The organism is Mesorhizobium sp. 113-1-2 (assembly GCF_016756475.1).
Lineage (GTDB): Bacteria > Pseudomonadota > Alphaproteobacteria > Rhizobiales > Rhizobiaceae > Mesorhizobium > Mesorhizobium loti_C.
In genome coordinates, this window is the sequence record NZ_AP023242.1 from 2,898,136 (window position 1) to 2,911,092 (window position 12,957).

Genomic DNA, 12,957 nt, shown 5'->3' on the forward strand with positions numbered 1-12,957 from the left:
TCGATTGCTCAGTCCGCCCTTGCCACCGGCGTCACCGTCACTTGGCTGACGCCGGTGCGGCGCACCACCGTGCACAGCGTCTCGCGGCCGATGCGCTCGGCGTCGAGCATGCGCACGAGGTCGTCGACGCCGGTGACCGGGCGGCCACCGATCGCGGCGATGATGTCGCCTTCCTTAAGACCGGCCTTGGCCGCCGGGCCGTCCTTCTCGACGCTGCGCAGCCGCACCGCGGTGCTGGTCGACACTTGCGACAACAGCGCCGCGCGGCGCGGCAGGTTGGTGGTGTCGGCCGAGACGCCGATGAAGGCGCGGCGCACACGGCCGAAGCGGATGATTTCCGAGATGACGAAATTGGCGGTGTTGGAGGCGACCGCAAACGCGATGCCTTGCGCGCCGTGGATCATGGCGGTGTTGACGCCGATGACCTCGCCGACCGAGGACACCAGCGGCCCGCCGGAATTGCCGGGGTTGAGCGCGGCATCGGTCTGGATCACGTCATCGATCAGCCTGCCGGTGGAAGCACGCATCGAGCGGCCGAGTGCGGAGACGACACCCGACGTGACGGTCCATTCGAAGCCGAGCGGATTGCCGATGGCAATCGCGATCTGGCCGCGCCGCAGCCGCTTGGAATCGCCAAGCGGCGCGACATCGGTAAAACTGCCGTCGGCGCGCACCAGCGCGATATCGGTGTCGGGATCGCGGCCGAGCACACGGCCCTCGCTGGAGGCGCCGTCCGGCATCGACACACGAACTGTTCTTGCGTCACCCACGACATGGAAATTGGTGACGACCAGCCCGTCCGGCGCAATGACGAAGCCCGACCCATGGCCGCCCTGGCCGCCAACACGCTCGATGCGGCAGACGGCCGGGCCGATGCGGTCGACGGCATCGGCCACCGTCGTCGAATAGGCGTCGAGCAGCGTCTCGTCAGATTGGAATTTGGCGGCGGCGAGGGCCATGGAAGGGCTCCGTGTTTTCAGGCTTGATCGTGATTTTTTTCCTGTGTGTGCCGTTGTCCCAAAACCGCTGAGCACTTTTGGGCGACACACACTATATGTGCGGAGCGGCTGGAACCGCCGCGACCTGACCAGATGGCCAGTCAAACCGCCAACTAGCCGTCAGGCGAGTACCTCCAGGGGCGCCGTCGGGCGATATCTGGGACATGACGAACCCCAGGAGACCATCATGAGCGATTTCAATCTGAATGCGTTTTCGCAGGCCGTGGCCGATCTTGCCGCCGCGGCGACACCGGCGACCGCGAGCTTCGCCACGCATCACCACCGCACGGCGAGCGCCTTCCACTGGCGCGACGGCTATTTCGTCACTGCCGAAGAGGCTGTCGAGGCCGGCGAGGAGATCGAGCTGACGCTGGCTTCGGGCGGAGCGGTGAAGGCCGAACTGGTCGGTCGCGATCCTTCAACGGGCGTCGCCCTGTTGAAGCCCGCGGATGCGGCCTCCGCGCCCGTCCTTGCCAAGGCCGATGCCGTTCGGCCGGGCAATATCGCCATTGCCATCGGCAACAGCCAGGGCTCGGCACTGGCCGTGTCGGGTTCGGTCGGCGAAGTCGGTCCGGCCTGGCGCTCGATGCGCGGCGGCACGATCGACCGGCGCATCCATCTGGCCGTCGGCGCGGGCGGCCGCTTCGAGGGTGGTCCGGTGCTGGACGCCAAGGGGGCGCTGATCGGCATGCTGTTGTTCGGGCCGCGTGGCCGTGCGCTGGTCATGCCCTACGAGACGATCGAGCGGGCGGTGGCGACCTTGCGCGAAAAAGGCCATGTCGCACGCGGCTATCTCGGCGCCGGCCTGCATCCTGTGCGCGACCGCGACGCCCATGGCGCGATGGTGATGAGCCTCGATGACGCCGGCCCGGCCAAGTCCGCCGGCCTGTCGCTGGGCGACATCATCGTGGCCTGGAACGGCGAGGCGGTGCATGGCCCGCGCGACCTGATCCGCAGGCTCGGCCCGGACAGCGCCGGCGCTTCGGTGACGCTTGGCGTGGTGCGTGGCGGTGAACAGCGCGATGTTGCGCTGACCATCGGCGAAAAGCCGCTGAGCTGAGAGGATCGATGGAAGCGCTCGCCGGCGAACGGATCATGGCTGACAGCGCCGCCTCGCGGCGGCTGGTGGTGTTGGTTGCGCTTGGCGATGCCGCGCGCGCCGAGCGCCTGACTGCCACGCTTGCCGCGAGCGACGATCTGCTGCCGGTTGTGGCCGGCGGCGGCAGGGCCGACGTCGCCATCATCGACGACAGGAGCGGAGATGCCGTGCCGGCCTCGGTACCACGGGTGCTGCTGTCGGGGCGCGCCGGCGGCGAGCGGCCCGCTGGCGAAGTGTTTGCCGTCATGCCTGCGGGTGCGGACGATCTGCTGATCGCCGCGGCGGCGCGGCTGGCGGCGGCCGGCTATCGCGTCGCGGGCAATGGCGGCCGTGGACGCGATGAGGATTTCCATACGGGCGAGGGCGCGCCGTTCGAGGATGAACCGGCCGATGACCACGCCGTTCGCCCGATGCTTTCGCCGCGCGAGGCGGAAGTGCTGGCGCTGCTGGCCGAAGGCGCGCCCAACAAGGTGATCGCGCGGCGGCTCAACATTTCCGTGCACACGGCGAAATTCCACGTCGCCGCGATCCTGATCAAGCTGGGCGCCGCCAACCGCACCGATGCCATCGCGATTGCGATGCGGCAGGGGCTGGTGCTGGTCTGATCGATCATACCGCCGCTTCGATGTCGGTCAGCCGGAAATCGTCACCCTTGAACAGAAGCGGCATGGCTTCAAGCCGGGCCGTGGCGTAGGCGATGCAGTCACCGAAGTTCAGCGCCGCCGGATGCCTGCCCTTGCCGTAACGCAGAAAAGCCTGACGGGCGACGGCTGCGTGGTCGGCGGTGAAGGGGATCGTCTCGATCGAGGCGGTCCGCAGGAAGGTGTCTAGCCGATCCAGGATTTCATCTTGCCGGCCACCCGCGAGCACCATCGTTGTTTCCAGATACGTTGGCGCTGCCAGCAGCCGTCTCTTGGCCTGCGTGATCGCGAGCACGAAACGTTCGTAGCCTGGCTCGAGACGCAGAATGGCGATCAAGACCGAGGAATCGATGATCATTTCGTCGGGATTCCGAACTCGTCGTAACCGAGGATTTCGTCGTCGGTCATCGCATCTTCGCGTTCGGGGATTTTTCCGGCACTGTCGGCAATCGCCATCAACCGCTGAAACAGATCACTGGCGTCTTCGCGCGGCACCAGCCGTTCGCGCGCGACCTCGCGCTCGAGGCTCTGGCGGATAGCCTCTGTCACGGACACGTGGCGGCGACGGGCAAGCTCGCGCGCCAGTTGCTCCACTTCCATGTTCTTGATCGATAGTGCCATTCTATATTCTGCCTGTTTGTATAGAATATATATCCGAGCCTCGGTAAATCCAATAGATATCGGGCGCTGTCGATCAACAAAGCCTCCGCAGCGTCACCATGGCTTCCCGCGGCAAGCTCTTGTATCCGCGAGCCGCACGGGCAAGGATCGGCCCAGAAGAATGGGTCAGCACGCGGAGGAAAAATGTCGCTCAAGGGAAAGACGCTGTTCATCTCCGGTGGATCGCGCGGCATCGGGCTGGCGATCGCGCTGCGCGCCGCGCGCGACGGCGCCAATGTGACGATCGCGGCCAAGACCGCCGAGCCGCATCCCAAGCTGCCGGGCACGATCTACACCGCTGCCGAGGAAATCGAGCAGGCCGGCGGCAAGGCGCTGCCCGTGCTGTGCGACATCCGCGAGGAGGCGCAGGTGGCCGAGGCTGTTGCAAGGACGGTGGAGAAATTCGGCGGCATCGATATCTGCGTCAACAATGCCAGCGCCATCCAGCTCACCGGCACGCTGGAGACCGACATGAAGCGCTACGACCTGATGCATCAGATCAACACGCGCGGCACCTTCCTGGTGTCCAAAATGTGCATTCCGCACCTGAAGTTGGCCGGCAATCCTCACATCCTGAATCTGGCGCCGCCGCTCGACATGAAGGCGAAGTGGTTCAAGAACCATGTCGCCTACACCATGGCCAAGTTCGGCATGTCGATGTGCACGCTGGGCATGAGCGCGGAGTTCGCCAAGGACGGTATCGCCGTCAATTCGCTGTGGCCGATCTCGACCATCGACACCGCGGCGGTGCGCAATCTTCTGGGCGGTGCCACGGTCGCGGCGATGAGCCGTTCGCCCGACATCATGGCCGATGCCGCGCATGCCATCTTCATGCGGCCGTCGCGCGAGACATCAGGCAATTTCTACATCGACGAAGAGGTGCTGCGCGCCGAAGGTGTCACGGATTTCTCGGTCTATTCACCAGGCGCGACCGGGCCGCTGGCCGGCGACTTTTTCGTGCCGGACGAGGTGTTTGCCAACTCCGATACAAAAGTCAAAAGCATCTACTGACGAAAATCACGGCCTGTCGGCGCTGCCCCTCATCCGCCTCCGGCACAGCCCCTGCGCTATGGCTCCGGGCGTTCGTCGCTTCAATCGACAAATCGTTGTCGATTGACCCGCCTTCGGCAGGATGCTTCTCACCTCCCCGTATAACGGGGAGAAGGGAGCTACCTCATGGAGGAGATGGCGACGATGGTCGAGGCGACCTTGACCTTGAGCGAGCCGACATCGATCGTGCCAGCCAGTGCACGCCGCCGCCATCTTGGTCGTCGAAGCGGCTGACGAAGTTTTCATGCCCGAGATGATGACCATCACCACCAGCGAGGCGACCAGCGCTGCATCGATCAGGCCAAGCATCTTCAGGATGGTGTCGGTGTCGCCGAGCGGGAACACCGTGGTGATGAACTCGTAGAGCTTCTTGCCGAAGGACAGCGCATAGACGGCCAGAGCCAGGCCAAGCCCGATATAGAACACGACCAGCAGCCAGCGCGAGGCAAGATTGATCGATTCGATGGCGAGTTCGAGACGCTTCATGGAGTGGTTCGGATTGTGGTCGGTGATCAGGCCGTATTTCGACCACGCCGATGCATTTTGCAAGACAGCAAAAAACCCCGCCGGAGAGGGCCGGCGGGGCTCAATGCATCCCGCTGGAGTCGGGACGGGGCAGGGAACGCCCAGCCCTGAATCTGGGGTGAGCGGGTTCGCGATTCAATGATCCGGCTCTAATGCCGGTACAAATCTTCTTGAGTCCGGGACCCGGATCCGAACCTTTCCCATCCCCGATCGAGCCGGGGATGGGCGCTTTTCGCATTGAGTCCAAAAACCAGGTCATGGTTTTGAAATCATGACCTAATTGTTGCTGGCGACCGGTGCCACCAGCGACGTGATACGGCGGATGGCGACACGCCGGTTCTCGCGGTTGGGCGCCTGCGTGTTGATCTTCAGATACTCCTCGCCATAGCCCTGTGTCGTCAGGTTCTCCGGCGGGATGCCGAAGGCATTGGTCAGCGCTTCGGCAACCGCCTCGGCGCGGCGGTCCGACAGAGCAAGGTTCGCTTCTGGCGTGCCGACGGCGTCGGTGTGGCCCTCGATCAGGAAGGTCTCGGCCGGGTTCTTCTTCAGCAGTTTCTCCATGGCGCTGGCGACGCCCTCGAGCTTCTGCACCTCGGTGTCGGAGATCGAGGAGGAGCCGAATTCGAAGTTCAACGTGTCGAGGTCGACGCGACGTGCAATGTCGCGCACGCGGGCCGAGCGCTTGACCTCGTCGATCGAATAGAGACGCTGGACCCTCTCCACCGGCGGCTGGTCGAGGAAGGTGTAGTAGTCGTCATCGCTTTCGACGTCCTCGGAATCGAGGATGTACTGCCGGCGCGGAATGTTGAGCCGCATCGGCGGCAGGTCATCGCCGGGATCGCGCCAGTCGCCCTCATCCTGATAGTCCCGCTCGTCGACATAGCTCAGCACATATTCGCGCCCATCCGGCGTGATGCGCGAACGCTGGATGACATCGCCGTAACGGTTGCGGATGGTGACGATCTGGACGCCATTGTCGCGCTGGATCGTCTCGCGTCTACGGCCTTGCGACAGATCCTCGTAATAGACGTCCTTGGCGCCGCGGTTCATGCGCGGGGCGTCATTGCTCTGGACGATCGTCTGGCCGCCGAGCTGGATGATGACGCGGTCGCCGATCTCCTTGAGCACGTCGACGCCCTTGGGACGACGGCGGTCGCGGATGTTCTCGTCGGGCGCCCGGTCGAGGCGCTTGCCCTTTTCTTCCGTTACCGGGACGAGCTTTTCAGGCTTGATCTCCTGCTGGGCTGCCTTGTCGTCGGTTGGAGGCGGACCCTGGTCGACGGGAGCGACCACCGGCTTCTGGCCCTGGTCGCCGCCTTGCTGGGCGTTCTGGCCACCATCTTGCTGCTGGCCGTTCTGGCCGGCCTTGTCGCCATGTTTGCGGCCGCCAGCCTTGCGTTGGGCATCCTTCTGGCTGTCGAGGATGGGGGCAGCGTTCTTGTCGGCAGGCGCTTCGCCCTGCACGGGGTTTTCGCCCTGGACAGGCGCGGCCGTGTTGCCATTGGCTGGCTGTTCACCGGTTGCCGGCTTCTCGCCATTGGCCGGTTGTTCACCTGTCACGGGCTGCTTGCCCGTCTGCTGCTGCTCGCCTGTCGCCGGCTGCTCGCCATTGGCAGGCTGTTCACCCACCGGCTTCTTGCCGTGCTTCTTTGTCTTGTCCTGGGGCTGTTCGCCCTGGACCGGCTGTTCGCCGGCCGGAGCCGATTCAACCTTGGGTGTCGTTGCTTCGCCAGCCGGAGCTTCTTTCGGCGTCGGGGCGGCTTCCGGCGTTACCGCCGGTGCCTGCTCGGTGGGCTTCTGCTGATCCTGCTTGTGTTTCCTGCCGGGCTTGATCGGCTGGTTGTCGTTGGCGGGCTCTGCCTGGCCAGCCGGAGCCTGTTCGGCAGGTGCCTGCTCGGTCTGCTGCTGCTGATCGCGCTTCTTCTTGCGCGGCTGCTGCTCGTCGGTTGCGGGAGCGGCCTCGCCGGCGGGCGCCTGCTCGGTCTGCTGCTGCTGTTGGTCCCGCTTCTTCTTGCGCGGCTGCTGCTCCTCGGCGGCGGGAGCGGCCTGCTCGGCCGGCGCCTGTTCGGTCTGTTGCTGCTGGTCGCGCTTCTTCTTGCGCGGCTGCTGCTCCTCGGCCGCGGGTGCTGCCTGCTCGGCCGGCGCCTGCTCGGTCTGCTGCTGCTGATCGCGCTTCTTCCTGCGTGGTTGTTGCTCCTCAGCGGCCGGGGCCGCCTGTTCAGCGGGAGCCTGCTCGGTCTGCTGCTGTTGTTCGTGCTTCTTCTTGCGCGGCTGCTGCTCTTCGGCAGCCGGGGCGGGCTGCTCGGCCGCAGGCGCTGCCTGCTCGGCCGGCGCCTGTTCGGCCTGCTTTTCGCGCTTCTTCTTGCGCGGCTGCTCCTGGTCGGTCGGCTGTGCCTCGTCAGTGGGTGCGTCCTGTGCCAGGATCAGCGGGGTTCCACCGCCTTGCATGGTGCTGAACGCGGCACTTCCCTGAAGCGGGAACGCGCCCAACGGCGCGGATGCCATCAGCAGGCCAAGTGCGGTGCCTGCCAGAATCCGTGGTTGGCGTTTCATCGAAAACTCTCCTTGTGGGGTCCCATCCTTGCCAAAACCGATCTTAGCCCGATTGGTTCCAGTTTGCCGGGGATAGATGCCGTACAGGGCGAATGGCCGGCCTTTTGAAGGCAACTTCGTGTCATTCGGCCGAGTTGCGGCCGCATTTCAACCCTTGTCACGCTTGACCTCGGCCGCCGCTGGGGCCACATCCCCAAAATGGAAACGCCGTTTTGGAAAACAAAGACGCTGGAAGCGATGAGCCCGGACGAATGGGAATCGCTGTGCGACGGCTGTGGCAAATGCTGTCTGTCGAAGCTCGAGGATGAGGATACCGGCGAAATCTACTGGACCAGTGTCGGCTGCCGGCTGTTCGACGCACAAACCTGCCGCTGTGCCGATTATGCCAACCGGCTGGCGCGCGTTCCCGATTGCGTCGGGCTGACGCCGCAGAATGTGCGCACCATCAGCTGGCTGCCAAGCACCTGCGCCTACCGGCTGGTGGCCGAGGGCCGCGACCTCTATTGGTGGCATCGGCTGGTGTCGGGCAGTGCCGAGACCGTGCATGAGGCCGGCATCTCGATGCGTGGCCGGGTCAAGGCGAGCGAGACCGATCTGGCCGAGCCTGAAGATTATTTTGACTATATGCTCGACGACGAGCCTTGAGGCCCTTATCCGCACGGTTCCGGAACAAGGAACCGGTGCAAGATTTTTGGGGATGCATTGTTCGAAAGCTGGCGAAGATTTCCTCTTCCCGCCACATGAACCGCAGATGAACGGCGGGTTCGTAAACAGTTCACACAGGCTGATGCATTCTCCCATCATCGTTTTCACGAGGACGGGCGCAAGCCCGCAGCAAGGAGAAAGAACCATGTACAACACGATCAAGACGGCGGCCCTTTCGGCCCTGGTCGGCCTCGGCACGCTGGCGGCCATTCCTGCCCACGCCGACAGCCTCTATCTCGGCTTCGGCAACAACCAGGATCCGCGCTTTGGTGTCTATGCCGGCGACGACGGCTATCGGCATCGCCGCGATGAGCGCCGTGACGACTGGCGCGGTGACGACTGGCGCCGTGACGGCTGGCGCCGCGGCTGCTCGCCGGACCGCGCCCTCGACAAGGCCGAACGCATGGGCCTCTACCGCGCCCGCATCGTCGACGTAAACCGCCGCACGGTGAAGGTGATGGGCCGCCAGGACGGCGACCGCGTCGTCATCGTGTTCGCCAACGAGCGCGGTTGCCCGGTCATCTATCGCTGAGGGAAGATCAGTAGTGGCATCATCTTCTACGAAGATGAGCCTGGGACATGACCCTATGGGTCAGTCTGAAGTAGCGGAGCCCCTTTCCCCATCGGACGGGTGCGGCTCGAAAAAACCCCGCGGGAGCGATCCCGCGGGGTTTTTCATGCACGGCATTTGCCGAAGGATTTATGCGTGGTCGGGCAAGGCTCGACCACGCATCATTCGGGCTGCCTACTTCAGTTCGAAGGTGACCGTGACCTGGACGTTGTAGGCGTTCTCGCCGGCTTGCGTCGGCACAGCCGCACCGGCGGCGGCGTCGAAGGCCTTGGCGTTGATCGCCATCGGCGGCGGCGCGATGTTCTGGTCGGAAATCTCCAGCACCCGGCCAATGCTCACGCCGGCGGCTTCGGCAAGCGTCTTGGCCTTGGCGATCGCGTTGGCCACCGCTTTCTTGCGGGCCGCGTCGATGGTTGCTGCCGGATTGTCGTTGGTGAAGGAGATGCCGCCACCCTGGTTGACGCCGAGCGAGACAGCCTTGTCGAGGATCTCGCCCGTCTTGTCGATGTCGCGCACGCGCACCGCAAGCGTGTTGGTCACCTGGTAGGCGACGAGTTCGGCTTCCTGGCTGCCATCGGGCTTGTTGGTGTAGTTGTAGCGCGGGTTGATCTGGATGCCCGCCGTCTGCAGGTCGCGATCCTTGATGCCGGCCGCCTTCATCGCCGCGATCACTGCGGCCATGGCGTCGTTGTTGGCGTCAAGTGCCGCACGCGCCGTCTTGGCTTCGCGCATGACGCTGAGCGACAGCAACGCCAGGTCGGGAGGGGTGGTCGCCTCGCCTTCACCCGAAACAATGATGCGGGCGGGCGTCGGCGAATCGGCGGCTCCAGCCATCGCCGGAAAAGCGATTGCAGCGGCGAGCGCCAGGGGCAAAAGATGTTTGGTCATGAAAATCTCCTTGGTCTGCGATCCAGTCGCAAAGGTCGCGTAGAGCGCGATTATGGGTTGATTTGGGCGATCCGCGAAAGCCGGTCGGGAAAGCCTTGTGCCGGGAAGCGAAAAACATTAATCCAGCCGGCGTGGGGCCTGTAGCTCAATGGTTAGAGCCGGCGGCTCATAACCGCTTGGTTGGGGGTTCGAGTCCCTCCGGGCCCACCATTATCGTTGTTCATCAACGGCTTTATGGGGTGGTTCGCCACGAGGTTCGCCAATAGGTTCGCCAAGCATCGGCTTGCGCGTCACCAGACGCACGACTCGATCCATTCCCTGGACCGCCAGCCGTACTTGCGATGCCTCGCGCGAATAGAGCTCCGCATGATCGATATCGTCGTGCCCTAGTACGTCCATGAGCTGTCTGGTTGAGGCCTCGGCCTCCGCCAGATAAACACCGAGCGACTTCCTCAGACCATGCAGGGTCAGTCCCTTCGGAAGACCGGCAAGCTTGCACCAATGCGCCATCATCCCAGTCAGAGACTTGGCGGAGAAGGGCTCACCATAGCCGTTGACCAGAATGGTCTCGCCGCGCCTGTCGGCCGCATCCAGGATCTCAGACAGCATCGGCGTGTTCGGCACGAAAAGCCGTTTGCCACCTGTTCGTCCCTTGTTCTTGGCCTGAACGATATCAAACCCGTCGAAGTGATGCTCGACACCGTCAATGAAGACACGGCGGGTGACCCTCTGATCCCAGCGCAGGCCCGCGACGTCGCCGCGGCGGCTGCCCAGTCACCCGACTGAACACGCGCGAGAAGGCGGCCGCGCTGTCGTAGCCGACCTGCGCTGCGACACTCTTGACCGGTTTGCCTTTGCCGAGAAGCTGGCGCGCGATCGTCATGCGCCAGACCGTCAGGTACTCAATGGGCGTCAGGCCGACCAGCGTCCGAAAATGATCGGCGAACCGCGTGCGTGACATGCCCGCAACGTCGGCCAGATCCTCAAGCTTCCAAGGCTTCTTCGGCGCCTCGTGCATCGCGGTCAGCGCTTTTTCCAGGCGTGGGTCGGCGAGCCCGGCGAGCACGCCGGTCGAAATGGCGCCGCTCTCAACGACGTGACGCACGATCAGGATCAGGAGATAGTCGAACAGCCGGTCGAGCGCCGCCTGGCGGCCACCAGCTTCAGAGAAGGCTTCGCCGACCAGCAGATCACAAACCGGGCCCAGCGCCGGATGAGCAGCGAGCGGCAGTACCACACATTCAGGCAAGCCCTGGCCAATCGGGTTGCCCTCCGCACCCCCGAGTTCGACCGTCGCGCATACGAGGTCGGCTCCGCGCTCGGGATCAACTGCGAAACTGTGGGTCCGCCCGCGCGGCAAAAACAGCAGGGTCGGCTCGACGAGTTCGAGGTCGGCTTGTCCGTCCTGGGTGACCGTAAGCGCGCCTGCCTTGAACAGGTGCAAATGGCCCACACCAGTGAACTGCAACGTCTGGCACAGCTTCCCGGTGAAGAACGTCCGGGCCGTCGGCGTTACGTGGGCGAACAGGGCAGCGAAAGGGTCCATTGGGACGATCGGCAAAATAATTGGCACCAAGCGTCACCCATAGTCTTCCATATGAGCGGTGTGCAAGTCCCCAGTCCTCGATCAACCGGAGAGTCCCATGAATATTCGCTTCGTCACAAAGACCGTTCACGCCTTCCTCGACTATCCCGTCGCGCTGAGCCTTATGGCAACGCCGTTCCTGCTCGGACTCGGCCATGCCAATCCGCTGGCGCTTTGGGTGTCAGTCGCAACCGGCGTCGCCGCCCTCATTCTGACCCTGTTCACCAATCACAAGACCGGTGTAGTCCGGGTGCTGCCATTTGGGCTGCATGTCGCGGTTGACCGCCTCGTCGGCATTACTTTCGTCGCCGTGCCCTTCGTGCTCGGCCTGCAGGGGCTGGACGCCTGGTACTACTGGGCGAACGGTGCTGCGGTTCTCCTTGTCACCTTCGTGCTCAACGCGCCCGAGAGCGGGGAGCGCGCGCTGAAGACGGCGCACCCCTAAGAGCCTTTGCTAACATGATGCGGCAGCGGCCGAGTTAACCCTCGGCCGCCGCTGGTGCTTGAACCACCCAGGTTCGCTCCACAATGGCGATCCGTGTCACTACGGCACACGAGCAAATTGACATCAAGGTCGTCGCGCAAAGTGTCGGGTCGATAACTGGTTGCGTGAGATCGAAGACCCTTCCGCGCCTGCAATTTAACCTGAACCAACAAATGTCTGAGGAGACGACACCCATGAAAGCGATCATTGTGACAGACCAGTCTGCGGGAACGGCCGGCATGACACTGGTGGAGCGGCCCAAGTCACAGGCAGCGATAAACGACGTCGTCGTTCAGGTTCATGCGTCGGGCTTCGTTCCGACCGAGTTGGAGTGGCCTTCGACCTGGACCGACCGCCGCAACCAGGCGCGTACGCCGTCGATCCCTGGACACGAGCTGGCCGGAGTGGTCACCGCGCTCGGCTATGGCACCACGGGTCTTTCAGTGGGACAGCGGGTGTTCGGTCTCGCGGATTGGTATCGCGACGGCACACTGGCGGAGCATATTGCCATGGAAGCACGCAACCTCGCGCCGCTGCCAGGCGACGTCGATTTCACAGTGGGCGCGAGCCTGCCAATCTCGGGTCTGACCGCGTGGCAGGGACTCTTCCAGCACGGCCGTCTTCAGGCGGGGCAGAGCGTCCTTGCACATGGCGCAGCCGGCGCGGTCGGTTCGATGGTGACGCAACTCGCACGAGAGGCCGGCGCCTATGTCATCGGCACGGGGCGCGCCGCCGACCTTCAGAAGGCGCTGGATTTCGGCGCAAATGAATTCATCGACCTCGAGAACGACGCCCTGGAAGACGTCGGTGGAGTCGATCTGGTGTTCGATGTCATCGGCGGGGACATCCAGAAGCGGTCCGCAGCTCTGATCAGGGCGGGAGGAACGCTGGTGACCGTCGTCGGCCCGGCCGAGGCGCGGCCCGCAGACGGCCTGGCGGTTGACTTCGTTGTCGAGTCCGATCGCGCCCAACTGAGTGAGATCGTCCAGCGGGTGCGGGACGGACGACTGCGGACGAACATCGGCAAGGTTTCGGCCCTCGACGAGGCCGTTGCAACCTTCAACGCGAGCGAGCGACACACGGGGAAGACGGTCATCCGCATCCGTCCGTAAGACCTTGGGGAGAGAGGTCGGTTCCTCTCTCCTCGATTATCGTCTACGCGTCTCACCGGGCCACGCGCTGAGCGTTATGACGACGC

The 12,957-nt window shown here is 64.1% G+C and carries 13 protein-coding genes, 1 tRNA gene and 2 pseudogenes; 8 read left to right on the forward strand and 8 right to left on the reverse strand.

Annotation, left to right across the window (positions count from 1 at the left end; genetic code table 11):
* Positions 1 to 8: 8 nt before the first annotated feature.
* Positions 9 to 959 carry a S1C family serine protease gene (locus JN279_RS13910; protein ID WP_202353047.1) on the reverse strand — a complete coding sequence of 317 codons (951 nt, stop codon included), beginning with the start codon at positions 957 to 959 and terminating at the stop codon, positions 9 to 11.
* A 226-nt stretch (positions 960 to 1,185) separates the two neighbouring features.
* On the opposite strand from JN279_RS13910, the gene JN279_RS13915 reads away from it, so the two are divergent.
* Both JN279_RS13915 and JN279_RS13920 read left to right on the forward strand, forming a co-directional pair.
* A complete protein-coding gene (locus JN279_RS13915) occupies positions 1,186 to 2,058 on the forward strand; it encodes a S1C family serine protease (protein WP_202353048.1) in 873 nt (290 codons plus the stop codon).
* Positions 2,059 to 2,066: 8 nt separating this feature from the next.
* Positions 2,067 to 2,702, forward strand: coding sequence for a helix-turn-helix transcriptional regulator (locus tag JN279_RS13920; RefSeq protein ID WP_202353049.1), 636 nt, complete (start codon positions 2,067 to 2,069; stop codon positions 2,700 to 2,702).
* Positions 2,703 to 2,706: 4 nt separating this feature from the next.
* On the opposite strand, the gene JN279_RS13925 is transcribed toward JN279_RS13920, so the two are convergent.
* Positions 2,707 to 3,096 carry a type II toxin-antitoxin system VapC family toxin gene (locus JN279_RS13925; RefSeq protein ID WP_202353050.1) on the reverse strand — a complete coding sequence of 130 codons (390 nt, stop codon included), beginning with the start codon at positions 3,094 to 3,096 and terminating at the stop codon, positions 2,707 to 2,709.
* On the reverse strand, positions 3,093 to 3,359 hold the full coding sequence (locus JN279_RS13930; protein WP_095204197.1) for a type II toxin-antitoxin system VapB family antitoxin: 267 nt from the start codon (positions 3,357 to 3,359) through the stop codon (positions 3,093 to 3,095). Before JN279_RS13930 ends, JN279_RS13925 begins: the two co-directional genes overlap by 4 nt.
* Before the next feature lie 183 nt (positions 3,360 to 3,542).
* Between JN279_RS13930 and JN279_RS13935 the strand changes: the two genes are divergently transcribed.
* Positions 3,543 to 4,409, forward strand: a complete 867-nt coding sequence (locus JN279_RS13935; protein ID WP_202353051.1) for an SDR family oxidoreductase — start codon at positions 3,543 to 3,545, stop codon at positions 4,407 to 4,409.
* Positions 4,410 to 4,573: 164 nt separating this feature from the next.
* Here the strand turns inward: JN279_RS13935 and JN279_RS13940 are convergent.
* A pseudogene (locus JN279_RS13940) lies at positions 4,574 to 4,934 on the reverse strand (YqhA family protein); the annotation flags it as partial.
* 315 nt (positions 4,935 to 5,249) lie between these two features.
* Positions 5,250 to 7,526: an OmpA family protein gene (locus tag JN279_RS13945; RefSeq protein WP_096448976.1), complete on the reverse strand. Its 2,277-nt coding sequence runs from the start codon at positions 7,524 to 7,526 to the stop codon at positions 5,250 to 5,252.
* 198 nt (positions 7,527 to 7,724) lie between these two features.
* On the opposite strand from JN279_RS13945, the gene JN279_RS13950 reads away from it, so the two are divergent.
* Together JN279_RS13950 and JN279_RS13955 are read left to right on the forward strand one after the other, a co-directional pair.
* Positions 7,725 to 8,171 (forward strand): YcgN family cysteine cluster protein, encoded by a 447-nt coding sequence (locus tag JN279_RS13950; RefSeq protein ID WP_096448974.1) that lies wholly within the window; start codon positions 7,725 to 7,727, stop codon positions 8,169 to 8,171.
* Positions 8,172 to 8,376: 205 nt separating this feature from the next.
* The gene (locus JN279_RS13955) at positions 8,377 to 8,763 is read left to right on the forward strand and encodes a hypothetical protein (protein ID WP_096448972.1); all 387 of its coding nucleotides are present in this window, start codon (positions 8,377 to 8,379) and stop codon (positions 8,761 to 8,763) included.
* 213 nt (positions 8,764 to 8,976) lie between these two features.
* Here JN279_RS13955 and JN279_RS13960 read toward each other — a convergent pair whose 3' ends face one another.
* On the reverse strand, positions 8,977 to 9,690 hold the full coding sequence (locus JN279_RS13960; RefSeq protein WP_096448970.1) for an SIMPL domain-containing protein: 714 nt from the start codon (positions 9,688 to 9,690) through the stop codon (positions 8,977 to 8,979).
* A 134-nt stretch (positions 9,691 to 9,824) separates the two neighbouring features.
* Here JN279_RS13960 and JN279_RS13965 point away from each other — a divergent pair.
* Positions 9,825 to 9,900, forward strand: a tRNA-Ile gene (locus JN279_RS13965).
* A gap of 84 nt (positions 9,901 to 9,984) precedes the next feature.
* On the opposite strand, the pseudogene JN279_RS13970 reads toward JN279_RS13965, so the two are convergent.
* Together JN279_RS13970 and JN279_RS13975 are read right to left on the reverse strand one after the other, a co-directional pair.
* Positions 9,985 to 10,464: pseudogene (locus JN279_RS13970) on the reverse strand (tyrosine-type recombinase/integrase); the annotation flags it as partial.
* Positions 10,394 to 11,236, reverse strand: coding sequence for an AraC family transcriptional regulator (locus JN279_RS13975; RefSeq protein WP_202353052.1), 843 nt, complete (start codon positions 11,234 to 11,236; stop codon positions 10,394 to 10,396). The pseudogene JN279_RS13970 and the gene JN279_RS13975, both read right to left, overlap by 71 nt.
* A gap of 97 nt (positions 11,237 to 11,333) precedes the next feature.
* Between JN279_RS13975 and JN279_RS13980 the strand changes: the two genes are divergently transcribed.
* Positions 11,334 to 11,720: a hypothetical protein gene (locus tag JN279_RS13980; protein WP_202353053.1), complete on the forward strand. Its 387-nt coding sequence runs from the start codon at positions 11,334 to 11,336 to the stop codon at positions 11,718 to 11,720.
* Between the two features lie 233 nt (positions 11,721 to 11,953).
* A complete protein-coding gene (locus JN279_RS13985; RefSeq protein ID WP_096448966.1) occupies positions 11,954 to 12,871 on the forward strand; it encodes an NADP-dependent oxidoreductase in 918 nt (305 codons plus the stop codon).
* Positions 12,872 to 12,957 lie beyond the last annotated feature (86 nt).